This window comes from Mesorhizobium sp. M0184 (assembly GCF_040322215.1).
In the GTDB taxonomy this organism is placed as follows: Bacteria; Pseudomonadota; Alphaproteobacteria; order Rhizobiales; family Rhizobiaceae; genus Mesorhizobium.
In genome coordinates this window covers 1-25,315 of sequence record NZ_JAMYSZ010000032.1, presented here as the reverse complement: position 1 = coordinate 25,315, position 25,315 = coordinate 1, and the positions used below count along the sequence as shown (strand labels likewise).

Here is a 25,315-nt window from a genome sequence, read left to right as displayed (position 1 = left end):
CATGACAACGAAGCTACTGACGGCACTTCTTCTCGGCACCAGCATTCTCGGCTCCGCCGGGGTGGCTTATGCCGACGACGTAACGCTCAACATCGAAAGCTGGCGCGGCGACGACCTTGCCATCTGGAAGGACAAGCTGATCCCGGCCTTCGAAGCCAAGAACCCGGGCATCAAGGTGGTGTTCGCGCCGTCGGCGCCAACCGAATATGACGCCGCCCTCGGCGCCAAGCTCGCCGCCGGCTCGGCGGGCGACCTGATCACCTGCCGCCCGTTCGACAAGTCGCTGGAACTCTTCAAGAAGGGCAACCTCGCCGATCTGTCGGCGCTGCCGGGCATGGAGAACTTCTCCCCGGTGGCCAAGTCGGCCTGGCAGACCGACGACGGCAAGGCGACATTCTGCGTGCCGATGGCCTCGGTCATCCATGGCTTCATCTACAACAAGGACGCCTTCGACAAGCTCGGCATCAAGGTGCCGGAGACGCGCGACGAATTCTTCGCCGCGCTCGACAAGATCAAGGCCGACGGCACCTACATCCCGATGGCGATGGGCACCAAGGACCTCTGGGAAGCCGCGACCATGGGCTACCAGAACATCGGCCCGAACTACTGGAAGGGCGAGGAAGGCCGCGCCGCACTGATCAAGGGCGAGCAGAAGCTGACCGACCCTCAGTGGGTCGCACCTTATGCCGAGCTTGCCAAGTGGAAGCCCTATCTTGGCGACGGTTTCGAGGCGCAGACCTATCCGGACAGCCAGAACCTGTTCACGCTCGGCCGCGCCGCCATCTACCCGGCCGGCTCGTGGGAGATCGGCCTGTTCAACACGCAGGCGCAGTTCAAGATGGGCGCCTTCCCGCCGCCGGTGCAGAAGGCCGGCGACACCTGTTACATCTCCGACCACACCGACATCGGCATGGGCCTCAATGCGGCGTCCAAGAACGCCGACGCGGCCAAGACCTTCCTGTCCTGGGTCGCCTCGCCTGATTTTGCCACCATCTATGCCAACGCGCTGCCGGGCTTCTTCAGCCTGAACAACACGCCGGTGAAGATGGAAGACCCGCTGGCGCAGGAATTCGTCTCCTGGCGCGACAAGTGCAAGTCGACGATCCGCTCGACTTACCAGATCCTGGGCCGCGGTACGCCGAACCTCGAAAACGAGACATGGGTTGAATCGGCCAACGTCATCAACGGCACCGACACGCCGGAAGCTGCCGCCAAGAAGCTGCAGGACGGCCTCGACAGCTGGTACAAGCCGGCGAAGTAAGAGTGCGGCGAAGCGTTGTCTCCCCCCTCGAGGGGGAGATGTCGCTGAAGGCGACAGAGGGGGTCGGTCGAGGCAGGCTGCGGCTTGATCGCTGCTGGAAAGCACGGTCGAACGACGATGGCGCGCTGCCTCTGCCGACCCCACCCGCCTCGCTTTGCGAGGCACCCTCCCCTCGAGGGGGAGGGAGGCGCCGCGCCCTTTGACGGCAATTGCAAGAACCTGATCGGCGGGACCGAACTCATGGCCGCAACACCGAAAAGACCGTTCCGCTGGCACATCGGCGTCTTTCTGGCGCCGGCAGTGCTGGTCTACACGGCAATCATGATCCTGCCGCTGGCCGGGACGCTGCAGCTCTCCTTGTTCCGCAACATAGACCAGTCCCAAGTCTTCGTGGGACTGGCAAACTTCCGCACGCTGTTCGGTGATCCTAACTGGTCGGTGGGCTTCTGGAATGCTCTCCGGAACAATGTCTGGTTCTTCATCATCCACATGCTGGTGCAGAATCCGATCGGCGTCCTTTTGGCGGCGCTGCTGTCGAGCCCGCGGCTGAGATTCTCCGCCTTCTACCGAACGGCGATCTTCGTGCCGACGATCCTGTCCTTCGTCATTGTCGGCTTCGCCTGGAAGCTGATCCTGTCGCCGCTGTGGGGCGTGGCGCCGCATCTGCTCGATCTGGTCGGCCTCAAGAGCCTGTTCACGCCCTGGTTGGGCAAGGAGCAGTACGCGCTGACCACACTCAGCCTGATCTCGGTCTGGCAGTTCGTCGGCATCCCGATGATGCTGATCTATGCGGCATTGCTGTCCATCCCCGAAGAGGTGATCGAGGCCGCCGAATGCGACGGCATTACCGGCATGTCGCAGTTCTGGAAGATCAAGCTGCCGCTGATCCTGCCGTCGATAGGCATCATCTCGATCCTGACCTTCGTCGGTAATTTCAACGCGTTCGACCTGATCTACACCGCGCAAGGGGCGCTCGCCGGACCGAACTATTCAACCGATATCCTCGGCACCTTCCTCTACCGCGCCTTCTTCGGCTTCCAGTTGCAGATCGGTGATCCCAACATGGGCGCGGCAATCGCCACGATGATGTTCCTGATCATCCTGGGCGGCGTCTGCGTCTACCTGTTCCTCGTGCAGACGCGCCTGCGTCGCTACCAGTTCTGAGGCGTGACATGAGCACGGCAACCCGCTCGCTGCCCCGCACCATTGGCGCGCATGCGATCCTTCTGACCTACACGGCGATCGCGCTGTTTCCGGTAATCATCGTCATCGTCAACTCATTCAAGTCGCGCGCCGCCATCTTCGGTGCGCCGCTGGCGCCGCCGACGCCAGGGACCTTCGACCTGATCGGCTACACCACGGTGATCGGCCAGGGCGATTTCATCCACTATTTCCAGAACAGCCTTGTCGTCACCGTCGCCTCGCTGTTCTTCGTGCTTTTGTTCGGCGCCATGGCGGCTTTCTCGCTGTCGGAATACCGCTTCCGCGGCAATTCGCTGATGGGGCTCTATCTGGCGCTCGGCATCATGATCCCGATCCGCCTTGCCACCGTCGCCATCCTGCAATTGATGGTGGCGAGCGGGCTAGTCAACACGCTGACGGCGCTGATCCTGGTCTATACGGCGCAAGGCCTGCCGCTTGCCGTCTTCATCCTCTCGGAATTCATGAAGCAGGTCTCCGACGATCTGAAGAACGCCGGGCGCATCGACGGTCTCTCGGAATACACCATCTTCTTTCGCCTGGTGCTGCCGCTGGTGCGACCATCGATGGCGACGGTCGCGGTCTTCACCATGATCCCGATCTGGAACGATCTGTGGTTCCCGCTGATCCTGGCGCCGTCGGAGGAGACCAAGACGGTGACGCTCGGCGCCCAGCTGTTCCTCGGCCAGTTCGTCACCAACTGGAACGCCATCCTGGCGGCACTGTCGCTGGCGATCATGCCGGTGCTGATCCTCTACGTCATCTTCTCGCGGCAGCTGATCCGCGGCATCACTTCGGGGGCGGTCAAGTGAGTTCGCAACAACCTCTTCGCGTTGTCATCGCCGGCCTCGGCAACATGGGGCGCAGCCATGCGCTGGCGTATCACACCAATCCGGGATTCCAGATCGCCGCGCTGGTCAACCGCTCCGATGTGCCGCTGCCGGAAGGGCTTTCGAGCTACGGCATCAGGCGCTCCTTCGACGAGGCGCTGCGTGACGAACGGCCCGACGTCGCCTGCATCGCCACCTATTCCGACAGCCATGCTGACTATGCCGTCAAGGCGTTCGAGGCCGGCTGCCACGTCTTCCTCGAAAAGCCGCTGGCAACGACGGTCGCCGATGCAGAACGCGTCGTCGCCGCCGCCAAGGCCAACGGCAAAAAACTGGTGATCGGCTACATCCTGCGCCATCACCCGTCCTGGATCAGGCTGATTGCCGAGGCGCGCAAGCTCGGCGGCCCTTACGTGTTCCGCATGAATCTCAACCAGCAATCCTCCGGACATACCTGGGAGACGCACAAGCAGCTGATGCAGACGACGTCGCCGATCGTCGACTGCGGCGTGCATTATCTCGACGTGATGCTGCAGATCACCGACGCCAGACCAGTCGAGGTGCGCGGCATGGGGCTACGGCTGAGCGACGAGATCGCGCCGTCAATGTACAATTACGGTCATCTGCAGGTGCTGTTCGACGACGGTTCGGTCGGCTGGTACGAGGCCGGCTGGGGGCCGATGATTTCGGAGACGGCTTTCTTCGTGAAAGACGTGATCTCGCCCAATGGCTGCGTGTCGATCGTCATGAAAGAGGGCGTCAGGTCCGACGACATCGACACCCACACCAAGACCTCGACCATCCGCCTGCACAGTGCGGCGACCGGCGCGGACGGCAAGTTCGCCAAACCGGACGAAATGCTGTCGATGCAAGGCGAGCCCGGCCATCAGGACCTCTGCGACCTGGAACAGGCGTTTGTGCTGAAGGCGATCCGCGAGGAACTGGACTTGACCCGCCACATGGACGACGCGGTGAAGTCGCTCGCCGTCTGCCTTGCCGCAGACGAGAGCGTGCGCAGCGGCCTCGCCGTGAAACTCTAGAACAGGGACGAAGCCGTGGGCTCGCTGAACATCGAGAACGTGAAAAAGGCCTTCGGGCCGGTCGAGGTGCTGAAGGGCATCAACCTCGAGGTGACGGATGGCGAGTTCGTCGTCTTCGTCGGTCCATCCGGCTGCGGAAAGTCGACGCTGCTCAGGGTCATTGCCGGGCTGGAGGACTCGACCTCCGGCCGCGTGGTCATCGACGGGGCGGACGTATCCGCCACGCCGCCGGCCAAGCGCGGTATCGCCATGGTGTTCCAGACCTATGCGCTCTATCCGCATCTGACGGTGAAGAACAATATGGGCCTCGGCCTCAAGCAGGCGGGCACGCCGGCGGCCGAGATCGACCGCCGCATCGGCATCGCTTCCTCGATGCTGTCGCTGGAGCCCTATCTCTCGAGGCGGCCGGCCGAGTTGTCCGGCGGCCAGCGCCAGCGCGTCGCCATCGGCCGCGCCGTGGTGCGTGAGCCCAAGCTGTTTCTGTTCGACGAGCCGCTGTCGAACCTCGACGCCGCACTGCGCGTCAACACCAGGCTGGAGATCGCGCAATTGCACCGTCGGCTGAAGGCCACGATGATCTATGTCACCCACGACCAGGTCGAGGCGATGACACTGGCCGACAAGATCGTCGTGCTGAACGCGGGAAAGATCGAGCAGATCGGCGGACCGATGGAGCTTTACAATTCGCCGGCAAACGAATTCGTCGCCGGCTTCATCGGCTCACCGAAGATGAATTTCGTCGACGGGGCCAGGCTTGGCGAGACGGCCAAGACCATCGGTGTCCGTCCCGAGCACCTGACCGTCGATCCGAAATCCGGTGCCTGGAAAGGCACGGTTGTCCATGCCGAGCATCTTGGCGCCGACACCAATCTCTATCTCGACTGCGAGAAGGCCGGCTTGATCACAGTGCGCATCTTCGGCGTCTATAACGCCGAACCGGGTGCCACGCTCTACGCGACGCCGGATCCGGCAAAGACATACCGGTTTGGAGCCGATGGGAAGGTGCTGAAGTAGCGCAGGCGCCGACTCCCCTTCTCCCCTTGTGGGAGAAGGTGGCCGAGCGAAGCTCGGTCGGATGAGGGGTGTTGGACGGATCGCTACGCTGAAGGCGTAAGCGACGGAAATCCTTCGATGTTTTCTCGTCGCGTTTCTTCCAGCACCCCTCATCCGTCTCGGCGCTGCGCGCCGATCCACCTTCTCCCACAAGGGGAGAAGGAAGAGCGCCTACGCATCCGCCTTGAACGTCTGCTTCTGGATGCCCAGCCCCTCGATACCGAGCTCGACCACGTCGCCGGGCTTCAGGAAGACCGGCGGCTTCATGCCGAGGCCGACGCCGGGCGGCGTGCCGGTCGAGATGATGTCGCCCGGGTGCAGCGACATGAACTGGCTGAGATAGGAGACGAGATAAGCGACGCCGAAGACCATGGTCTTGGTCGAGCCGTTCTGCATCGTCTTGCCGTTGACCGTCAGCCACATCGGGATGTTCTGCGGGTCCTTGACCTCGTCCTTGGTCACCAGCCACGGGCCGATCGGCCCGAACGTGTCGCAGGACTTGCCCTTGGTCCACTGGCCCTGGCGCTCGGCCTGGAAGGCGCGCTCGGAGACGTCGTGCGCGACGCAATAGCCGGCGACATAATCCAGCGCCTCGGCCTCGGTGACATACTTTGCAGTCTTGCCGATCACCACGCCGAGCTCGACCTCCCAGTCGGTCTTCACCGAGCCGCGCGGGATCAGCACGTCGTCATTCGGCCCGACAATAGCCGAGCTTGCCTTCATGAAGATGATCGGCTCCGGCGGCACGGTGGCGCCGGTTTCGGCGGCGTGGTCGGAATAGTTGAGACCGATGCAGATGAATTTGCCGGTGCCGGCGACGCAGGCGCCGATCCGCGGCTTGCCGGAAACCGCCGGTAGCGTCTTCGGGTCGAGCTTCGACAATGTCTCGAGCGATGCCGGGTCAAGCGCCTTGCCGGCAATGTCGGTGACATGGGCGGAGAGGTCGCGGATCGTTCCATCGGCATCGAGCAGGCCGGGGCGTTCGCTCCCCGCCTCGCCATAGCGCAGCAGTTTCATGCAGTTTTCTCCCAGTTGCGACCAGAGGCCGTTTGCAAACTCGCTCCGCTGCGGCGAATGGCGTGGGTTTCGAGAACCGGAGCGGAGCGTACTTAAAGTACGTGAGCACCGGAAGCGCAGAAAGCCGCGTCAGGCGCCCGGCGGAGTAGGGTTTTCAAATGGCCTCTTAGATCGACCAGCCACCGTCGATATTATAAGCTTGCCCCGACGTATAGGTTGCGCCGGCCAGATAGACGGCGAGATCGGCGATTTCCTCGGGCGTGCCGAGCCGGCCCATCGGCTGGCGGGCGATGAAGGCGGCGCGAGCTGCTTCGTAGTCGCCCTGCGCATGCATGCGGTCCTGCAGCGACGGGCTTTCGACCGTGCCCGGACAGATCGCATTGCAGCGTATGCCCTTGCCGACATAGTCGGCGGAGACCGATTTGGTCAGGCCGATGACGGCTGCCTTGGTCAGCCCGTAAACGAAGCGGTTCGGCACGCCCTTGGTCGAGCTGGCCAGCGACGCCATGTTGATGATCGAGCCGTCGCCGCGCTCCAGCATGCCGGGCAGCACGGCGCGGATGGTGCGGATCATCGAGCGGACATTGAGATCATAGGCAAAGTCGAGATCGCCGTCCTTCATCTCGAGGATCGAGCCGGAATGGACGAAGCCGGCGCAGTTGAACAGCACGTCGACGGCGCCGATCTCGGCAAAAGCGGCGTTCACCGCCTCGTCGTTCAGCACGTCGAGCTTGCGGGTCTTGATGCCGGGCGTCTTGCCGAGGTCGGCGAGCACCACCTCGTTGATGTCGGTGGCATGGACGACGGCGCCGACCTTGGCGAACGCCAGCGCGCTCGCCCTGCCGATGCCTTGCGCCGCCGCCGTGACGACAACGATTTTGCCTGTCAGATCCGCCATGCTTTTCTCCTCGCCCGTCTGTGGTCGTTCGGCTTTACCGGCGCAAGGCCGGGGCGCAATGTGCCAGGCGGGCACTACCATCCCGCCTGTTTCGATATTCGCCTGCCAGCCAAATGTTTTTTCTCGGTAAAGAACATCTTTTGGCCCGTCAAGCCCGGACGTCTCTCCGGGGCACTCAGTCGCCGTAGGGCACCCAGACGTTCTTGACCTCGATCGCACGGCGCAGCAAGGCATCGCCGGCTGCTTCGTTCGACGCCCAGTCGAGGCTGTGGCCGTCGCCGGTCCAGACGCGTTTGAGATTGCCGATGGACTCGGCCTCGGCCTTGGCGCAAGTCTCGGCATCGGCGAATACCCAGAGCCCGTCGACATCGTTATGCTTGGCCAGCACGCCGGCGAGCTCGGCGCTACGGCCGGTGACGATATTGATGGCGCCTGCCGGAACGTCGGAATATTCGATGACCTGGTAGAGGTCGGTGGCAAGCAGCGGGTATTTTTCGGACGGCACGGCGACCACGGTGTTGCCCATGGCGAGCGCCGGCGCCACCAGCGATATCAGGCCAAGCAGAGGCGCATTGTCCGGCGCGACGATACCGACGACGCCGACCGGTTCGTGCAGCGCCAGCGTGACGGCGCGGGCCGGCGGCTGGTGGACGCGGGCTTCGAATTTGTCGGCCAGACCGGCATAGAGGAACAGGCGCTCGATCGACAGTTCGACCTCTTCACGCGCCGCCTTGGCGGTCGCGCCGGTAAGTTGGGTGAGGCGCACAGCAAACTCGTCGGCGCGGCCGGAAAGGTTTTCGGCCAGGTAATAGAGCACCTGGCTGCGGTTGTAGGCGGCCGCCTCCGGCCAGGCCTTGCAGGCGCGCGCGGCCGCGACGGCGTCGCGGATATCCTTGCGGTTGCCGAGACCGACCTCGCCGGCAAGCTTGCCCTTGGCGCTGGCGACGGCGAAGGAATAATTGCCGTCCGGCCGGACCTGCTTGCCGCCGATGAACAGCTTTGCCGTGCGGTCGATGGCGCCACCTTCCGCCTGCTCGACAGGTTGGGCCGAAGACGTTGCCGGTTTGATGATCGGGCCGAGCGGCAGTTTTGCCGAGAGATATTCGAACATGCCTTCGCGCCCGCCTTCGCGGCCAAAGCCGCTCTCGCGGTAGCCGCCGAAGCCGCAGGCGGCGTCGAACATATTGGTGCCGTTGACCCAGACGACGCCCGCCTTCAATTGCGGCGCGACGTGTAGGGCAAGATTGATGTTCTCGCTCCACACCGAAGCGGCCAGGCCATAGCGCGTGTTGTTGGCGAGCTCGACCGCTTCCTCGGTGTTGCGGAAGGTCATAGTGGCGAGCACCGGCCCGAACACCTCTTCCTGCGCCAAGATGTTAGCCGGCGAAACACCGGTCGCCAGCGTTGGCAGATGGTAATAGCCCGCGGCGGGCAGTGCCGAGTCCGGCTGCCAGCAGATCGCGCCCTGCTTGGCGCCCTCGGCGATCAGGCCCTTGACGCGATCGAGCTGGGTCAAATCGACCAGCGGGCCGATATCGGTGTTCTTGTCGAGCGGGCTGCCGACGCGCAGCCGGCTCATCCGCGTCTTGACCTTGGCGATGAAGGCATCGGCGATGCCTTCCTGCACCAGAAGGCGCGAGCCGGCACAGCAGACTTGGCCCTGGTTGAACCAGATGCCGTCGACCAGCCCCTCGACGGCGCTGTCGAGATCGGCATCCTCGAAAACGACGAAGGCCGACTTGCCGCCAAGCTCCAGCGACAGTTTCTTGCCCGAACCGGCCGTGGCCTTGCGGATGATCTTGCCGACCTCGGACGAACCGGTGAAGGCGATCTTCTGGATGCCGGGATGGTTGACGATGGCCCGACCCGCTTCCGGCCCGCCCTGGACGATGTTGACGACGCCCTTCGGCACGCCGGCGCGTCCGCAGATCTCGGCAAACAGGATCGCGGTGAGCGGCGTGAATTCCGCGGGTTTGAGCACCACGGTGCAGCCCGCGGCGAGCGCCGGCGCGATCTTCCAGGCGAGCATCAAGAGCGGGAAGTTCCACGGGATGATCTGGCCGACGACGCCGACGCCTTTGTGGCCGGGAAAATCCCTGTCCAGCGCCTGCGCCCAGCCGGCATGATGGATGAAATGGCGGATCGCCAGCGGCACGTCGATGTCGCGGCTTTCGCGGATCGGCTTGCCATTGTCGATCGATTCCAGCACCGCGAACAGGCGTTGGTGACGCTGCATGGCGCGGCCGATGGCGTAGAGCAGTTTGGCGCGTTGATAACCGGTGCTGGCGCTCCATTTCGGCAGCGCTTTTGTGGCGGCCGAAACCGCCGCGTCGATATCGGCGGCACCGGCATCCGACACCTTGGCCAGCAGCTTTCCCGAGGACGGATCGCTGGTGTCGAAGGTTTTGCCTCCGCTGGCTGCCTTCCAGTCGCCGCCGATAAACAGCGCTTTGCCGAAATCCCGCGCGGCAAGCCACGCATCGGCCTCGTTGCGCGCCTCCGGCGCCGGGCCGTATTCCATGGCATGATAGCGTTCGAGAATGTTCATGGCGCGCTCCGAATCACGCCATCGCGTGGCGATGATTGGCCGAGTAGTGGCCGGTCAGATGATGCTCGAGCTGGCGCTCGATGTCGGTCAAAAGGCTCGATGCTCCGAAGCGGAACAGCTCCGGCTCCAGCCACGGCCGGCCCAGTTCTTCTTTCATCAGCACCAGCCAATCGAGCGAGGCTTTTGCCGTGGAAATGCCACCGGCCGGCTTGAAGCCGATGAGATAGCCGGTTTCCTCGAAATAGGCGCGGATGGCGCGCACCATGGCAAGGCCGACCGGCAGCGTCGCGTTGACGCTCTCCTTGCCGGTCGAGGTCTTGATGAAATCTGCACCCGCCATCATCGCCACCATCGAGGCGAGCATGACGTTGCGCAGCGTCGCGAGGTCGCCGGTGCCGAGGATCACCTTCAGATGGGCCTCGCCGCAAGCGGCGCGCATCGAGACAATCTCGTTATAGAGCTCCTGCCATTTCGCCCCGAATACCAGGCCGCGCGGGATGACGACGTCGATCTCGTCGGCGCCGTCCCTTACCGATGCTTCGATCTCCTGCAGACGTGTCGAAAGCGGTGCAAGGCCATGCGGGAAAGCCGTGGAAACGGCGGCGACATGGACGCCGCTGCCGCGCAGCGCTTCAACGGCAGTGGCGACGAAGGGCTGATAGACGCAGACCGCCGCCGGGCGGATCCTTTCACCAGTAATGCCCAGCCCGTCGACGATGTCGCGACGGAACGGGTTGACCGCCTTGGCACAGAGCCGGCGCACGCGCTCTTCCGTGTCGTTCGAGTTCAGCGTCGTCAGGTCCATGCAGGCGACGGCGCGCAGCAGCCAGGCGGCCTGATTATCGGCCTTGATCGAGCGTCTTTTGGTCAGGCTGGCGACGCGGCGTTCCAGCGCCGAGCGGTTGACGCCGCGCATCGATTCCATGAAGCCGAGATCGAGCCTCATGCCGGGATTGCGAGCAATGCCATGGGCTTGCGGGATTGGTGCATTGGCGGCGGCGCGCGCCGGCAGCGGCGTGACCTTCGATGTGCCGACGTCGGTTTCGCGGATTGTGCTGCTCATCTCCTGCCCCTTGTTCAGCGACTTATGCCGAAGATAGACCGTGAAGCAGCGCTTCACGAGTCTTTCAAGCGGTCATAGCGGAAAAAGGCAGTCAAGGCAGCCGATTTTTGACCGTATGATCAAAATCAGGGTCTCAAACCAGTGGACGCTGAATTGCCGCGTCTCAGCCGACGAAGGCGCGCTCGACGACGAAGCTTGCCGGATGATGCAGCGAGCCTTCCTGGAAGCCGTGGCTTTCAGCCAGTTCCTTGACGTCCTTGAGCATATGCATCGAGCCGCAGATCATGATGCGGTCGGTCTCGGGATTGAGCTTGTCGATGCCGAGATCGCTGTAGAATTTGCCCGAGCCGATTAGCGCGGTGATGCGGCCCATGCGCCCGGAGGTCTCACGCGTCGTTGAATTGTAGAGCGTGACGCGGCCACCGGTCAGCTCGCCGATCAGCGGGTCGTTCTCAAGTGCTGCCACCAGCTCCTGGCCGTAGGTGAGTTCGGCATTGTCGCGGCAGGTATGGGTCAGGACCACCTGCTCGAACTTCTCATAAGTGTCGGGATCGCGCAGCAGGCTGGCGAAGGGCGCGATGCCGGTACCTGTCGAGATCATGAACAGGCGCTTGGCCGGCGTCAGCGCGTCGACCACCAGCGTGCCGGTCGACTTCTGCCGCATGATGACGGTGTCGCCGATCTGGATCTTCTGCAGCTCCGAAGTGAGCGGGCCGTCCGGCACTTTGATCGAGAAGAATTCGAGTTCGTCGTCCCAGGCAGGGCTGGCGATCGAATAGGCGCGGAACACCGGCTTCTCGGCATCGGGCAGGCCGATCATGACGAACTCGCCGGAACGGAAGCGCAGCGATTGCGGCCGGGTGATGCGGAACGAAAACAGCCGGTCGGTATAATGCTTCACCGAGACGACGGTTTCGGCATAGACATTGGCCGGTATCGGGAACTGCAACGGCCGGGCTCCGGCAGTGTTGAACGCGGATGTGGTGTTCATCAAACCTAACCTTCCGGGCCAGCTCAGCGCCCGCGCCAAATCTTCACCTGCGCGCCCGAACCGGTCAGGTTCCAGCGTGCCGTTTGCACACTCCGAAGCGGTAAGCTCTTGTGTCCGGAATTTATTAGTATACAAACGATATTTGCGTCAAGACGCCGCCGTAAAACAGCTTTCCAAACTGAGGCATGTAGGCAGTTCGGGCATTTCGGGTTTCGACAATGGGACAGAATTTTTCGGCGCAAGCGCTGGATTCGACTAGCGGCGTCGTCGCCGGCATCGATGTCGGCGGCACCTTTACCGACCTGCTTCTGATCGACGGCCGTGACGGCGGCCGGGTGCACATCGCCAAGACCCCGACGACGGTCGACAACCAGGCGTTCGGCGTCGTTTCGGCACTTGGCGCCACCGGATTTCCGGTCGACGGCATCGACCTCATCGTGCACGGCACGACGACCACCACCAACGCGGTCCTGGAGCGCCGGCTGGCCAAGACCGGCATGATCACCACGCGCGGCTTTCGCGACGTCATCGAGCTTGGCCGGCGGACACGGCCGCAGGCCTATGGCATGACAGGCACCTTCGTCCCGATCATTCCGCGCAATCTGCGGCTCGAAGTGTCGGAGCGGGTCGAGGCCTCGGGCGCGGTGCGCATCCCGCTCGACGAGGCCGAGATGCGGACAGCGATTTCACAACTGATCGCAGCCGGCTGCGAATCCCTCGTCATCCATTTCCTGCACTCCTACGCCAACCCGGCGCATGAGCGGCGCGCCGCCGAGATAGCGGCCGAGCTTTGGCCGAATGGCTACATCACGACAGGCCACGCCCTGCTTTCGGAAGCGCGCGAATTCGAGCGCGGGGTGACCGCTTCGGTCAACGCTTCGGTGCAACCGATCCTCGAACGCTATGTCGAGCGGCTGCGCAAGGAGCTGGCGTCAAAGGGCTACGCCCGCGACTTCCTGATCATGAACGGCAATGGCGGCATGATCTCGGCCCGCTTTGTCACACGTGAGTCGGCCAAAACTGTCATGTCCGGCCCCGCTTCCGGCGTCATTGCTGCCGCCTATACGGGAAAACGCGCCGGCTTCGAAAACCTGGTCACCTATGACATGGGCGGCACCTCGACCGACGTGGCGCTGATCCGCAACGCCGAGCCGGCGGTGTCGAACGAGATCGAGATCGAGTATGCGATGCCGATCCACGTGCCGATGGTGGCGGTGCATACGGTCGGCGCCGGCGGCGGCTCAATCGCCCACGTCGATGCGGCAGGCCTGATCCAGATCGGCCCGGAAAGCGCCGGCGCCAATCCCGGCCCGATATGCTACGGACACGGCGGCTTGGAGCCGACCATCACCGACGCCAATCTGGTGCTCGGCAGGCTGGCGCCGAAGAAGCTGCTCGCGGTGGAAAACCCGGTCACCGTCGAACGGGTCACCGGCATATTCGAGGACAGGATCGGCCGCGCCACAGGCTTGTCCGGCGTCGAGGCGGCGGGTGCGGTGCTGCGACTCGGCAACGTGAAGATGGCCGGCGCCATCCGCATGGTCTCGGTGTCGCGCGGCCACGACCCGCGCGATTTCGCGCTGTTCGCCTTCGGCGGCGCCGGGCCGCTGCATGCGACGGCACTGGCGCGCGAGCTCGGCCTGCCCAAGGTGCTGGTGCCGGCGCGGCCGGGCATCACCAATGCGCTCGGCTGCGTCGTCGCCGATCTGCGCCATGATTTCGTTAATACGGTCAACCAGCCGGTAGCCAGTCTCGATGAAATCCAACTCCACGAGACATTGGAACGGCACCGAAACGAAGGCAAAGAGCTGATCGGCAAGGAGGCGGTGAAGCCGGAAATGATCCGCGTCACGCATTCCGCCGACATGCAGTTCGTCGGCCAGACGCATATCATCAACGTGCCGCTGCCGTCGTCTGCGGTGACACGCGAGGGACTGCAGCAACTGTTCGAGAAGGCCTATTTCGCCCGCTTCAAGGTCCAGTTGCCGGAAATCCGCGCCAATCTGGTCAACCTCAACACCTCGGTCACCGGCGTGCGGCCGGCAATCGATCTGTCCCGGCTGATCGACCCGGCTGGGCGCGCCAAAACGCTCGAAGAGGCGCGGCGCGAGATCCGGCCTGTCTGGTATGGCGGGCGCCGGTACGACACGCCGGTCTACAGCAGAGAGAAGTTGCCGCTCGACGCAACAATCGAAGGTCCGGCGATCCTCGAACAGATGGACGCGACGACTGTGCTGGAGCCCGGCGATCGGGCGCGATCGGATGCCGACGGCAACATCATCATCGATATCGGTGAGGCCTGAGATGGAAAAACTCGACGCCATCACCCTTTCGGTCATCCAGGCGGCGCTACAGCAAGTCTGCGACGAAATGGACCTGACATTTTCGCGCGCCGCGTTCTCGCCTGTCATCGCCGAGGCCAATGACCGTTCGGATGGCATCTATTCGGCAGTCGATGGTTCGCTGATCGCGCAAGGCAGCCAAGGCCTGCCGGTGTTCGTCGGCGTCATGCAGTATTCGACCAAAACCGTGATCGAGATGATCGCCGACGGACGCTGCCTGCCGCCCAAGCCGGGCGATATCTACATCGTCAATGATCCCTATCTCGGCGGCACCCATCTCATGGATGTGCGCTTCGCCATGCCGGTCTACCGCGACGGCAAAATATTCTGCTGGCTTTCGAACACCGGCCACTGGCCCGACATTGGCGGTTCGGTGCCGGGCGGCTTCTCCGCCTCGGCAACGGCGGTGGAGCAGGAAGGCTTGCGGCTGCCGCCGGTGAAATTGTTCAAGAAGGGCGTGCTCGACCCTGAGATCTACGCCATCATCTGCTCCAACATCCGTGTCGCCGACCAGCGCATTGGGGACATCCGGGCGCAAGCGGCGGCACTGCTGATCGGTCAGGACCGACTGAACGGAATCCTGGATCGTTACGGAGATGAAACGGTCGTCGATGCGATCGCCGAACTTCGCCGCCGCGCCGCCGAACAGATGCGCGCGAACATATCAGCCATTCCCGACGGCATTTACCGGTCGCAGGCCTTTGTTGATTCCGACGGCGTGGTCAACGAGCCGCTGGTCATCGCGCTGGCCGTCGAGAAAAAAGGCGACACGCTCAGCTTCGACTTCTCCGGTTCGTCAAAGCCCTGCGCTGGGCCGATGAACAGCGTGCTGGCGACGACCTTGTCCTCGGTCTATCTCGCCATGCGGCACATTTTCCCCGACGTGCCGATCAGCGCTGGCGCCTTCGAGCCGCTGATCGTCAAGCGGCCGGAAGGCACCTTCCTAGACGCCAAATATCCGCGCCCGGTATCGGGCTGCGCGGCCGAGGTTTCGCAGCGCATCGCCGAAGCGGTGTTCGCGGCGATGGTGCAGGCGCTGCCGGACAAGGTGACGGCGGCCCCCGCCGGCTCCAGCGGCAATTTCGCGCTCGGCGGCAACGATCCGGCGCGCGGCCGCGATTATGTCATGTATCAGATCTCCGGGGGCGGCTATGGCGGCAATGCCGGTCACGATGGCCTGACCAATGGCTGCTCTACCATCGGCATCTCCAAGTCGCCGCCGGTCGAGATCATGGAGCAGGCCTTCCCGGTGCTCTACCGGCATTATGCCTTACGCGAAGGCTCGGGCGGCGCCGGCAAGCACCGCGGCGGGTTTGGCCTCGCCTATGAGGTCGAGATCCTGCGCGGCGACGCCCGTGCCTCCTTCGTCATGGATCATGGCCGCTTCGGCCCGCAAGGCGCGCTCGGCGGCAAGGACGGCGCGGTCAACACGGTCACCGTGTTCCGCGACGGCAAGGAACATGTGCCGCCGCACCTCTCCAAGGAACAGGACATCGCGCTGAAGGCAGGCGACCGCGTGCGCGTTAGCACGCCGGGCGGCGGCGGCTACGGCGATCCGTTGCAGCGGGACGCCGATCTGGTGTCGAGGGATGTCGCGCTGGGCTATTACACGCCCGCAGAAGCCGCCGAAAAGTTCGACGTCGCTCTCTCGGCGGATGGATTGGGGATCGACCGGGCAGCCACGGAAAAGAGGCGCGCCGGCTGACGGCGCGGCCCCGGATTTCCGTTATTTGCGACCAACGATCAGTTGCGGTGATCCAGCCTCGCGACCAGCCGGTCGCCGGCCCACTGGATGCCGCAGACCAGGATGATTAGCACAATGACAACGGCGATCATGACGGACGTCTCGAAGCGCTGGTAGCCGTAGCGGATGGCGAGGTCGCCGAGCCCGCCGGCGCCGATGGCGCCAGCCATGGCCGAGGCGCCGATAAGCGTCACCAGCGTCACCGTGAAGCCGGCGACGATGCCGGGCAACGCTTCCGGCACCAGCACCTCTCGAATGATCGTCCAGCGGTTGCCGCCCATGGCGCGTGCTGCCTCGATCAGCCCGTGGTCGACCTCGCGCAGCGACACTTCGGCGATCCGGGCATAGTAGGGCGTCGCCGCGATCGACAGCGGCACAATCGCTGCCCAGGTGCCGATCGAGGTGCCGACGATCAGCCGCGTCACCGGGATCAGCGCAACCAGCAGGATGATGAAAGGCACCGAGCGGAAGCCGTTGATGACCGCTCCGAGCGCGCGGTTCACCCACAGGTTTTCGGCGATACCGCCGCGGTCGGTGGCGACCAGCGCCAGGCCGAGCGGCAGCCCGAAAACCAGCGAGATGAGGCCGGAGGCGGCCGTCATCAGGATCGTTTCCCAGATCGAACGGACGAGAAGCTCAAACAGAACCGGCGACATGGCCAAGCACCTCCACCCGCGCTTGGCGGGCTTTCAAGAACGCGATCACGTCTGCCAGGTGAGCTTCATTGCTGCCGGCGACCGCCACGAACAGTGTCCCGACAGGCTGCTGCTGGACGTGATCGATGCCGCCATGCACGAGGCGGAACGAGCCGGGAACTGCCGAGGCAAGATCGGACAAAAGCGGGCTTCGGGCGGCCTCACCCGCCACGTCGATCCTGAGGATCGCCTCCACGCCGGCGTTCTGCGTTAGCCGGCTTGCGATCTCCGCCGGCAATTGCGGCCGGATGCCGCCGAGCAGGCTTTGTGTGATCGCCGACTTCGGATCGGCAAACACCGACCACACCGGCCCTTGCTCGACGATCCGCCCAGCGTCGATCACCGCGACACGATCGGCGATCGAACGGATCACCTCCATCTCATGGGTGATGAGCAGGATGGTCAGGCCGAGCTGCCGGTTGATATCTCTGAGCAAGGCGAGGATGGAGCGCGTCGTCTCCGGGTCCAATGCCGAGGTCGCTTCGTCGGACAGCAGCAGCGCCGGGCGCGCCGCAAGCGCCCGGGCAATGCCGACGCGCTGCTTCTGCCCGCCCGACAGCGACGCCGGATAGGCTTTCGCCTTCTCCGACAGGCCGACGAGCTCGAGCAGCTCGGCAGCGCGCGCCAGGCGTTCGGCCCTGGGCCGGCCTTCGATCTTGAGCGGCAGCGCTACATTGTCTTCGACCGTCTTGGCAGACAGCAGGTTGAAATGCTGGAAGATCATGCCGATACGCCGGCGCAGCGGTTGCAATTCGCGCTCGCCGAGCCGGCTGATGTCGCGGCCTTCGATGAAGACCTGTCCTGTATCCGGCCGCTCCAGGCCGTTCAGGCAGCGTATCAGCGTCGACTTGCCGGCGCCGCTCCGGCCGATGATGCCGAGGATCTCGCCCTGGCGCACGCTGAGCGATACGCCGTCCAGCGCCGCTGTCGCGCCGAAGCAGCGCTTCAGCTCGATGAGGCGCACGACATCGTTCGGTCCCGCGGAGCGGCCGCCGACGGGATGCATGACTTCGGTGACCGAGGCGAAATGCTGGTTCATGAAAGTTCCTGTATTCGTGCCCGCAAAACGCGATCGCGGTCCGCGTTGGAGCGCGGACCGCTTTATCATGCCGGGCTTCAGCGCCAAGTCGAGCTCGGTATCAATAGGCGCTGATGCCGGTTCCCTTGTAGACTCGGTCGAATTCGGCCTTCACCTTTTCGTTCTGGTAGGAGGCGACCAATGTCTTTACCCAGGGCTGGTTTTCATTGCCGGCCTTGACCGCGATGAAGTTGCGGTAGGGATTGTCGGCCACCGCCTCCTGGGCGATGCGGTTCTCCGGTGTGAGGCCGCTTTTAAGCGCCCAATCCGTGTTGACCACGGCCCCGTCGAGGTCTTCCACCGAGCGCCCGACAATCCCGGCGTCAAGCTCCTTGACGACCAATTTCTTCGGGTTTTCGGCAATGTCGGTCGTCGTAGCCAGAATGCCGGTGCCTTCCCTGAGCTTGATCAGATCTTCGCTCTGCAGAACGCGCAGTGCGCGGCCCTCATTGGACGGGTCGTTCGGCACGCCAATGACGGCGCCTTCGGGCAGGTCGGCAATCTTCGTGTACTTCTTGGAATAGAGGCCGATCGGCCAGACCCCGGTATAGCCGACCGGGACGATGTGATAGCCCTGCGTCTTGATCTGGTTGTCGAGATAGGGCTTGTGCTGGAAGGCGTTGGCGTCGATTTCGCCACGCTCGAGTGCTTCATTCGGCTGGGTGTAGTCGTTGAACACCACGGTCTCGATCGTCAGCCCCCTCTCCGCCGCCTGGGCGGTGACGACGCGCCACACATCCTCGTCCTCGCCGCTCATGATGCCGACCTTGACCGCCGTCTTGTCTTCGGCGAACGACGGCGCAGCAAGGCCGACAATCCCAACCGCCGACGCGAAAAGTACAGCCAGACCGGCGCGCCGGTTTATACTTGCGGAGAGAAATGAGAGCAAAGTGTTGGTATTCCCAGACATGATCTATCCCGTCGGTTCTGAAGTCGTTGCGGCCAGGCGGAGTGCCAAGCCTTGCCGGCATCATCGGGAATGCTGACCGTCGGATCAAAGCACCGTATTTCCCGCGAAATGCGAAGCCAGGAATATTCTCTCAAAGTTTCGGGCCTGGCGAGCACAGGGCGTGCTGGGATCATGCGTTCTAAGCCAATGCTGGTTCAGAAATTGTCCGGACGTCGTCTCCGCTATGAGGCCCGCCGCGCTTCGAAGCGGCGGGCCTTTCTGCGTCCGAATGCCCAACACGGGCAGCAGTGTGGGATGTCGACAATGCTGGACGCGCCGCATGTCCCTTCAAAGCGACGCGCTTGCTCACTCGATGACCTTTACAATCCTGCGCGTGCCAGGATCGACCAGGACGGTCCGATTGTCGACGACGACATAGCGGTATTTGACGTCGGGAACCTCATGAAGCTCGACGGTATCGGGCAGGGTCGAGCCGACATTGAGCTCCACGCCGGGAAGCTGCACGGACGCCAGAGGCTGCTTTTTCACATACTCGCGTACGATCGTCTCCTGCTGCGGTTCGATGACCACGTCCTGAGCGGCAGCGGCGCCAATACCCGCAAGCAGCAAGAACCCAGCCGCGGCTGCCGAAAGATGCATTCTCATGATCGTCTCCTTTCGTCGTGAGCCACCTCTGCGCTGCGCCGCGTCATGCTGTTCGCAGCGGGGTCGCTATAGGCCGGTAACGTCATCAGGTGGAGCTTGTTCCGCCACTCGGATCGCTTGCCGTTTCGCTCCATTAGTTTGGAACAAAGTTTTTTAGCCGCGGTTTTACGCGGTGAAGGGACGCGTTTTCCAAGGAGATCTCTCATGAAAGGCGTTCTGATCACCAGCATGCTAGCAATCAGCGTCAGCTGCGGGGCTGCACTTGCCCAGACGCAGCAGTCGACCGACGACCAGTCCGGCGCCAATTGTGCAGCCGGCACTGCCAATTGCCAGAACGGCGCCAAAATGGGCGAGCAGGCTCAGGGCAAGGCCGGCGCTACGACTGATCAACAGGCGCAAGGCAACAAGAAGCTGAAGACCGATGAGCAAGCCCAGGGCAAGGCCGGCGCAACGACTGACCAGCAAGCCCAGGGCAAACCGAAACTGAAGACCAACGAGCAGGCTCAGGGCAAGGCTGGCGCCACGACTGACCAGCAGGCCCAGGGCAACACAAAGATGAAGACCGATCAGCAAGCCCAAGGCAAGGCCGGACCCACCACCACCGAGCAGACCCAAGGCAACACGAAAATGAAGACCGAGGAGCAGGCTCAGGGCAAGACTGGGACCACGACCACCGAGCAGACTCAGGGCAATGCCTCGACGCAGACGCAAGACCAGAGTTCGACCGCGTCCATCAACAATGTAACCGTTGAACAGAAGACGGAGATCACGCAGGTCATCAAGGAGACGAACGTCCAACCGGTTTCCAGCGTCGATTTCGACATCTCTGTCGGTGTCGAGGTTCCGCGAAAGAAGGTCCGGCTGCATCGCCTGCCGGCGCGCATCGTCAAGATCGTTCCGGCTTACGAAGGCTATGAGTATTTCGTGCTCGCCGACGGCCGGATCGTCATCGTCGACCCGAATACCTACAAGATCGTGATTATCCTGACCTAGTCGTGGCCCAGACGGTCTACCGTGGGTTGATGCACCAAAAAAGCCCGCCGCGCAGCTCGGGCGGCGGCTTTTCCGTACCCGGCTCCAGCGTCTGCAAATCGCAAATCAAGGTCCGTCCTCGGGGCGAGGAGTGAGCACGGTGTGATCGATGGTGTCGGGCAGGCAGGGACTGGGCACGCAGCTTGTTCGGACCGACGCGGTGGTCATGGCATCGATATCCGTAACCAGCACCATTCTCGCGTAGTGCCGCGGCCACAGCGGCTCTCCAAACAGGACGAAGACGCCGCCAATCATCAAGGCCAGCAACATGAGTGCCGTAACATTTGCAAATATCTCGCCGTAGCGCATGAAGGCAGCCTGTCCCGTTCGGAAAGCGATTTCAGCCTGTGACAGCGGCGACCAGGACGGCGCCGAAAGCCGGCGCTACTATCCTTGAGGCCCCGCGAATGCCGCCTTCCATTGGATCCTCCCCGAACAAGCCGGATAAATAACGGCACTCTCGGTGCTTTGTTCCCGGCCGTGTGGCCGGACGACAGCTGCGTCACACAGGCCGTGTGTGGGGCGGCCTTTCGTTTGCAAAAGGCACTCTTCGCTCTCATTGATGCGCGGCAGCGAGGTCCTTGAGATGACGTTCGTGCATTTGCAGCACCGGCAGCGTCTTCTTGGCAAACTCCTTCATCGCCGGATCGTCGCCGGAATTCGCGTAAGCGGAAAACAGCGCCACCGCTTCCTTATGCGCCTGGGTCTGCATGTCGATATATTTCGATTGGAAGCTGTCCCCGCTGGCCTCCTTGAGTTGGTCGAGCAGCGCCTGGTGCTTGGTGTCCAGCGACGGGCCGGCTGGCGCGGTGGCCGAAGTCGTCTGACCCTTGCTGAGCGCCGCCTTGAAGTCCTCGCCGGCCTTGGTGTGGTCCCTGACCATTTGCGCCGCGAATGCCTTCAAGTCGTCGGCAGTCGCCTGCGTCTGCGCAAGTCGGCTCGATTCGATTTCGAATGTATTGGCGATGGGCACGGTCTTGACGAACGTCGCGGTGTCAACCTTGCTCATGGTGTCGGTCGTTAGAGGCGTCAGCGTCGCCGATTGGGCAAAAGCAGCCACAGGTGCGCCTGCCATCATCGCTGCCGCAGTGATGGATAGAAGGGTTTTCATGGGGGTTCTCCGAGACTGATGTCATCCCTCCGATGGCTCAACGCGCAAGCTGCGGCGAGGTTGCCTGGTCGGGGCGGCCACAGCCGCCGCCACGCCAGACAATGGTTTGGAAACGCAAAACAAAAGACGCCGGCTGCGTCCTGCAAAGTGCAACGCAAGCCACGAGATCGTACGGAATCGTACAAGCTCTTTCGCTTTGCCGCAGTCTTGCTATCGTTGGCTGGGAGAGATGGGTGGAGGCTTCCGTGGGGCAGATCAAGTCGCCGCTAGGAATCGGTATTGACACCGACGCTGCCGTTCATACCATCATGGCCGACTATCATTCCGGCGACATTCTCTCGACCACCGTCGTCATAGCCGATTTGCGCAAACGCTTTCCCTGGTTCCGGCAAACCGACGAGGAGCTGGTTGGCTTCATCGTTCGGGCGCTGGACGGTCGGGATATCGCGGTCAGCTTCGACCACCGCGGCCGCTAGGCTGATTTTACGGCAAAACCAGCCGGCCGCGGAGCTTAAGCTCCGCGGCCTCGTCAGGCTGTGATGACCGGGCGCTTACTTGCCGCAGTGGTTGTCGTTCACCGTCGGCGCCATCGTGCCCGGAGCCTTGCCGGTCGCATCGGGCAGAGCCCCCTGCGGGCCCGGCGGGCAATTCCGGTCGGCATTCGAATTCGTCGTTGAGAAATCGCGAATGCTATTGGTGATGGTCGAATCCGTGCCGGTGTCAGGGCCGCCATTATCCGGGACTACGATCGTCCGCCCGCTACCGTCGGCAGCGGCTCCGGAAGGGTCGCCGACGTTCTGCGCCATCGCTGACGTAGCCAGACCGATCGTAAGCGCCGAAGCTGCGAGAATTTTCGTGAGCATGATGCTTCTCCTTTTTACGAGGGTCGTCGCGTTGCGACTACGAAAACAACCGTTCGGGCGAGCGAAGGTTCCGACAAATTTCCTATGAATTCAGCATGTTCTCAGGTGTTCAAGGTGGCCGCCATGCCATTCTCCGCGGGCACGCATCTGTGGACTTTTCTAACGGCACAGCCCGGCATTTTGCTCGCCGCATGAGCGTACGCCTTACCGTTCCGCCGGAACAGGAATGCTTCTTGCGAGTTCATACCTTTGTACAATGCGACGCGCTGATGCGAATGGCGGCAGCGCAAACAAGGAGAGCAGACATCATGGGCCTTGGAACCATTCTCATCATAATCTTGGTCCTTGCCTTGCTTGGCGGCTTCAGCGGCTTGGGCGGCGGACCGTTCTATGGCACCGGCTATTACGGTGGTGGCGGCCTCGGCCTGGTGCTGCTTATCGTCATTATCCTGGTCCTGCTTGGGCGCATTTGATGCACGTCGCGCAAAAGTGTGCAGCGGTTTTGTGATAGCGACATGCATAAAACAGGAACCTAAAGCGCATCGCATGAGGCCAGTCGAACGCGACGCGCCTTAGTGTCACGCTCGCGACAAAAACGCCTGCCGCTTGGTAACAAGCGCCGGGCGTTTTGGAGACAAGATTTCCATGATCCTTGGCCAACCAGGATCCCTGGCTAAAAAGGCCGACCCGGTGCCGAACCTTTCGGCACCGAGGACACCACCATAGCAGCAGCTTAGTGTTGGCGATCGGCGGCCAGCGCTTCTTTCAGATCGGCGCTGAGCACGCCTTCGTTGAACAGCGACATGATACGGGCGGCCAACCGCTCGCGGACAGGACTGTCGTCCGCAACACCCAACTCGCGGCAGCAGTCGTCGAGCGCTTTTTTCAGCACGCTCAGTTCGGCTGGAGTTGCTGCACCTTGCATCGACATGCCATCCTCCCTTGAAAAAGGGCGAAAGCGCGAAGCGTCTTTCAAGCGTCCACTCGCCATGTCTGTGTGGACGACTCCAATTCAATTAGCGCCGATCTCGTCCAAACTCAATGTACGGAAATTACCAAACAGACAGTTTGGGAACGACTGCCTTGCACCTGCATTGTTGCTGCGATCCAACCCACCCCTCATTTGGATCATTGGGCGTAGCCCACGACGCCCGAATGGAGCCCGTTGCATCCCTCGCGACGGGCTCTTTCGCGTCCGGTGACCTCAATTGTCGTTTTCGTACCAAACCGTCTTTGGTACGTTTCCAACTCTAACTTTCAGTCGGATGTTTTCGTAGGCAAGCGGCAGGAGAAACTGTCGTGCATCGATTCATTTTTTTATTTAGTAGGCTCCATACCTTTCAGTGCCTATATGAGCGTTATCGTCCGCAGGTTATACCGGGCGCGGACGGCTGGGAGATAAAAAAGCTCTTGCCCTGTTTTGGGGCTAGCTATGTCTGATCCAGCAATTTCCAATAGAAATCTATACAGAAACAAGCTGTTGCGCCGGATGAGCGCCGGCGATTTCGCATCTCTCGAGCCGCACATCGAGCGCTGTTCACTGGAGTTACGGCAATCGCTCGAAGTGTCCGGATCCCCGATCGAGGCCATTTATTTCCTCGAGGACGGCATCGGTTCGGTGGTTGCGAAAATGCCGAACGGCAGCGATGCGGAAGTTGGCCTTGTCGGCTTGGAAGGTATGACCGGCTCGGCCCTGATAATGGGCGACGACCGTACGGTCCATGATTGCTATGTGCAGCTGGCGGGAGAAGCCGCCAGGATCGACGCCGAGCCGTTCAAGGCGGCGCTGACGCAAAGCCCGACGCTGCGGCTGTTCTTGCTGCGCTACGTGCAATATCTGCATGTCCAGACCGGCTATACCGCGCTGGTCAACGCGCGATCGAAACTTGAAGACCGGCTGGCGCGCTGGCTGCTCATGTGTGACGATCGGGTGGACGGCGGCCGGCTGACGATCACTCACGAATTCCTGTCGATCATGCTTGGCGTAAGGCGTCCGGGTGTCACGGTCGCGCTGCAGCTGCTCGAGGGGCGAGGGCTCATCCGGTCCCGGCGCGGCGAAATTATCATTCGCGATCGCGATGGTCTCGTCGCACTGGCGGATGGCGGCTACGGCCTGGCCGAGGCCGAATATACCCGCCTGGTCGAGCATATCGGCGAGCGCTGACGGCGCTTTCCTGGCCGATTGCTGCCGCAGGTCGAGGCCCCTTGCGACACTACACGGCGGGTCGGAAAAATTTTCAAAGCTCCCGGACCGTCAGGGAACTTGTTTCCCGTCGGAGGGTTATGGGACGCCTCTACTTTGCGAGGCGGCACCAACCATTCGGGAGAGGATCATGGCGACCACGAAAAAGGCCGCGAAGGCGGCAAGCAAGGGCCTTGAGGATCTGTTCCTCGACGGGCTCAAAGACCTCTACTACGCCGAGAAGAAGATACTGAAAGCGCTGCCTAAAATGGCCAAGGGCGCGGAGTCGGAAGAAGTGACCGCCGCCTTCGAGAAACACCGCATGGAAACCGAAGGACATGTCGACCGCCTGGAGGAGGTGTTCGAGAAGTTCGGCAAGCCGGCCCGTGGCAAGACCTGCCCGGCGATTGACGGCATCATCGAAGAGGGCTCGGAAGTGCTCGAGGAGTATAACGGTGCTCCCGCGCTCGACGCCGGGCTTGTCGGCGCGGCGCAAGCCGTCGAGCATTACGAGATCGCTCGCTACGGTACTTTGATCGCGTGGGCGGAAGAACTCGGCAAGAGCGACGTTGTCGAGCTGCTCAGGGCAACTCTCAAGGAAGAGGTCGCGACCGACGAAGCGCTTTCCAAGCTCGGCGAAAGCGGTGTCAACGAACGCGCAATGCAAGAAGCCGCTTGACCTACCAGATCGCCCTCCGAGCCACGGGAATGGGTTTGCGGGGGGAGGGGAGTGCGGCGGACCCGCCGATTAATGATTTGTTTCCTCGGTGGGGGGCGGACCGGGGAGCCAGGCGATGAAAAGGTGGCGCGGG

Annotated in this window: 25 protein-coding genes; 12 read left to right on the top strand and 13 right to left on the bottom strand. The window is 62.7% G+C overall.

All coding sequences use genetic code 11. From position 1 onward, the window contains the following. Nucleotide 1 precedes the first annotated feature (1 nt). From NKJ23_RS28185 to NKJ23_RS28165, 5 genes are all read left to right on the top strand, one after another. Nucleotides 2-1,261, top strand: coding sequence for an ABC transporter substrate-binding protein (locus NKJ23_RS28185; protein WP_023679841.1), 1,260 nt, complete (start codon nucleotides 2-4; stop codon nucleotides 1,259-1,261). A gap of 240 nt (nucleotides 1,262-1,501) precedes the next feature. Beyond that, nucleotides 1,502-2,425, top strand: coding sequence for a carbohydrate ABC transporter permease (locus NKJ23_RS28180; RefSeq protein ID WP_352575248.1), 924 nt, complete (start codon nucleotides 1,502-1,504; stop codon nucleotides 2,423-2,425). A gap of 8 nt (nucleotides 2,426-2,433) precedes the next feature. Further along, nucleotides 2,434-3,273: a carbohydrate ABC transporter permease gene (locus tag NKJ23_RS28175; RefSeq protein ID WP_352683870.1), complete on the top strand. Its 840-nt coding sequence runs from the start codon at nucleotides 2,434-2,436 to the stop codon at nucleotides 3,271-3,273. Further along, nucleotides 3,270-4,331: a Gfo/Idh/MocA family protein gene (locus NKJ23_RS28170; protein ID WP_352683868.1), complete on the top strand. Its 1,062-nt coding sequence runs from the start codon at nucleotides 3,270-3,272 to the stop codon at nucleotides 4,329-4,331. The genes NKJ23_RS28175 and NKJ23_RS28170 overlap by 4 nt, the downstream gene beginning before the upstream one ends. Before the next feature lie 15 nt (nucleotides 4,332-4,346). Next, the gene (locus NKJ23_RS28165; protein ID WP_352527632.1) at nucleotides 4,347-5,345 is read left to right on the top strand and encodes an ABC transporter ATP-binding protein; all 999 of its coding nucleotides are present in this window, start codon (nucleotides 4,347-4,349) and stop codon (nucleotides 5,343-5,345) included. A 210-nt stretch (nucleotides 5,346-5,555) separates the two neighbouring features. Here the strand turns inward: NKJ23_RS28165 and NKJ23_RS28160 are convergent, their stop codons facing one another. The 5 genes from NKJ23_RS28160 to NKJ23_RS28140 all read right to left on the bottom strand — a co-directional run bounded on the left by NKJ23_RS28160 (nucleotide 5,556) and on the right by NKJ23_RS28140 (nucleotide 11,901). Further along, nucleotides 5,556-6,401 carry a fumarylacetoacetate hydrolase family protein gene (locus NKJ23_RS28160; protein ID WP_352683866.1) on the bottom strand — a complete coding sequence of 282 codons (846 nt, stop codon included), beginning with the start codon at nucleotides 6,399-6,401 and terminating at the stop codon, nucleotides 5,556-5,558. 166 nt (nucleotides 6,402-6,567) lie between these two features. After that, nucleotides 6,568-7,299, bottom strand: a complete 732-nt coding sequence (locus NKJ23_RS28155; protein WP_352683863.1) for an SDR family oxidoreductase — start codon at nucleotides 7,297-7,299, stop codon at nucleotides 6,568-6,570. Between the two features lie 175 nt (nucleotides 7,300-7,474). Continuing rightward, entirely contained in the window at nucleotides 7,475-9,847 is a 2,373-nt protein-coding gene (locus NKJ23_RS28150) for an aldehyde dehydrogenase family protein (protein WP_352683862.1), read from the bottom strand. 13 nt (nucleotides 9,848-9,860) lie between these two features. After that, complete coding sequence (gene deoC, locus NKJ23_RS28145) at nucleotides 9,861-10,910, bottom strand: deoxyribose-phosphate aldolase (RefSeq protein ID WP_352683860.1); 1,050 nt, start codon at nucleotides 10,908-10,910, stop codon at nucleotides 9,861-9,863. Nucleotides 10,911-11,073: 163 nt separating this feature from the next. Beyond that, nucleotides 11,074-11,901: a ferredoxin--NADP reductase gene (locus NKJ23_RS28140; protein ID WP_352683858.1), complete on the bottom strand. Its 828-nt coding sequence runs from the start codon at nucleotides 11,899-11,901 to the stop codon at nucleotides 11,074-11,076. A 218-nt stretch (nucleotides 11,902-12,119) separates the two neighbouring features. Between NKJ23_RS28140 and NKJ23_RS28135 the strand changes: the two genes are divergently transcribed. Both NKJ23_RS28135 and NKJ23_RS28130 read left to right on the top strand, forming a co-directional pair. After that, nucleotides 12,120-14,204, top strand: a complete 2,085-nt coding sequence (locus NKJ23_RS28135) for a hydantoinase/oxoprolinase family protein (protein ID WP_352683856.1) — start codon at nucleotides 12,120-12,122, stop codon at nucleotides 14,202-14,204. 1 nt (nucleotide 14,205) lies between these two features. Continuing rightward, nucleotides 14,206-15,948, top strand: a complete 1,743-nt coding sequence (locus tag NKJ23_RS28130) for a hydantoinase B/oxoprolinase family protein (RefSeq protein ID WP_352683854.1) — start codon at nucleotides 14,206-14,208, stop codon at nucleotides 15,946-15,948. Between the two features lie 38 nt (nucleotides 15,949-15,986). Here NKJ23_RS28130 and NKJ23_RS28125 read toward each other — a convergent pair whose 3' ends face one another. From NKJ23_RS28125 to NKJ23_RS28110, 4 genes are all read right to left on the bottom strand, one after another. Beyond that, nucleotides 15,987-16,643 carry a methionine ABC transporter permease gene (locus tag NKJ23_RS28125; RefSeq protein ID WP_352468145.1) on the bottom strand — a complete coding sequence of 219 codons (657 nt, stop codon included), beginning with the start codon at nucleotides 16,641-16,643 and terminating at the stop codon, nucleotides 15,987-15,989. Then, nucleotides 16,624-17,688 (bottom strand): methionine ABC transporter ATP-binding protein, encoded by a 1,065-nt coding sequence (locus tag NKJ23_RS28120; protein ID WP_352683908.1) that lies wholly within the window; start codon nucleotides 17,686-17,688, stop codon nucleotides 16,624-16,626. The genes NKJ23_RS28125 and NKJ23_RS28120 overlap by 20 nt, the downstream gene beginning before the upstream one ends. A gap of 133 nt (nucleotides 17,689-17,821) precedes the next feature. Beyond that, nucleotides 17,822-18,670 carry a MetQ/NlpA family lipoprotein gene (locus tag NKJ23_RS28115; protein WP_352683852.1) on the bottom strand — a complete coding sequence of 283 codons (849 nt, stop codon included), beginning with the start codon at nucleotides 18,668-18,670 and terminating at the stop codon, nucleotides 17,822-17,824. A gap of 345 nt (nucleotides 18,671-19,015) precedes the next feature. Then, nucleotides 19,016-19,315, bottom strand: coding sequence for a DUF1236 domain-containing protein (locus tag NKJ23_RS28110; protein WP_023677114.1), 300 nt, complete (start codon nucleotides 19,313-19,315; stop codon nucleotides 19,016-19,018). A 204-nt stretch (nucleotides 19,316-19,519) separates the two neighbouring features. On the opposite strand from NKJ23_RS28110, the gene NKJ23_RS28105 reads away from it, so the two are divergent. Continuing rightward, nucleotides 19,520-20,308 carry a DUF1236 domain-containing protein gene (locus NKJ23_RS28105; RefSeq protein WP_352683906.1) on the top strand — a complete coding sequence of 263 codons (789 nt, stop codon included), beginning with the start codon at nucleotides 19,520-19,522 and terminating at the stop codon, nucleotides 20,306-20,308. A 105-nt stretch (nucleotides 20,309-20,413) separates the two neighbouring features. Here NKJ23_RS28105 and NKJ23_RS28100 read toward each other — a convergent pair whose 3' ends face one another. Next, entirely contained in the window at nucleotides 20,414-20,656 is a 243-nt protein-coding gene (locus NKJ23_RS28100; RefSeq protein WP_023677112.1) for a hypothetical protein, read from the bottom strand. A gap of 247 nt (nucleotides 20,657-20,903) precedes the next feature. Further along, entirely contained in the window at nucleotides 20,904-21,458 is a 555-nt protein-coding gene (locus NKJ23_RS28095) for a DUF4142 domain-containing protein (protein WP_352683850.1), read from the bottom strand. Between the two features lie 233 nt (nucleotides 21,459-21,691). On the opposite strand from NKJ23_RS28095, the gene NKJ23_RS28090 reads away from it, so the two are divergent. Then, nucleotides 21,692-21,934, top strand: coding sequence for a hypothetical protein (locus NKJ23_RS28090; RefSeq protein ID WP_023677110.1), 243 nt, complete (start codon nucleotides 21,692-21,694; stop codon nucleotides 21,932-21,934). Between the two features lie 75 nt (nucleotides 21,935-22,009). On the opposite strand, the gene NKJ23_RS28085 is transcribed toward NKJ23_RS28090, so the two are convergent. After that, the gene (locus NKJ23_RS28085; protein WP_023677109.1) at nucleotides 22,010-22,321 is read right to left on the bottom strand and encodes a hypothetical protein; all 312 of its coding nucleotides are present in this window, start codon (nucleotides 22,319-22,321) and stop codon (nucleotides 22,010-22,012) included. A gap of 308 nt (nucleotides 22,322-22,629) precedes the next feature. Between NKJ23_RS28085 and NKJ23_RS28080 the strand changes: the two genes are divergently transcribed. Beyond that, nucleotides 22,630-22,794: a DUF3309 family protein gene (locus NKJ23_RS28080; protein ID WP_023677107.1), complete on the top strand. Its 165-nt coding sequence runs from the start codon at nucleotides 22,630-22,632 to the stop codon at nucleotides 22,792-22,794. Between the two features lie 260 nt (nucleotides 22,795-23,054). Here NKJ23_RS28080 and NKJ23_RS28075 read toward each other — a convergent pair whose 3' ends face one another. Continuing rightward, on the bottom strand, nucleotides 23,055-23,252 hold the full coding sequence (locus NKJ23_RS28075) for a hypothetical protein (protein WP_292655400.1): 198 nt from the start codon (nucleotides 23,250-23,252) through the stop codon (nucleotides 23,055-23,057). 501 nt (nucleotides 23,253-23,753) lie between these two features. On the opposite strand from NKJ23_RS28075, the gene NKJ23_RS28070 reads away from it, so the two are divergent. Then, nucleotides 23,754-24,485 carry a Crp/Fnr family transcriptional regulator gene (locus NKJ23_RS28070; protein ID WP_023677105.1) on the top strand — a complete coding sequence of 244 codons (732 nt, stop codon included), beginning with the start codon at nucleotides 23,754-23,756 and terminating at the stop codon, nucleotides 24,483-24,485. Between the two features lie 169 nt (nucleotides 24,486-24,654). After that, nucleotides 24,655-25,182, top strand: a complete 528-nt coding sequence (locus NKJ23_RS28065; protein WP_023677104.1) for a YciE/YciF ferroxidase family protein — start codon at nucleotides 24,655-24,657, stop codon at nucleotides 25,180-25,182. Nucleotides 25,183-25,315: the final 133 nt, after the last annotated feature.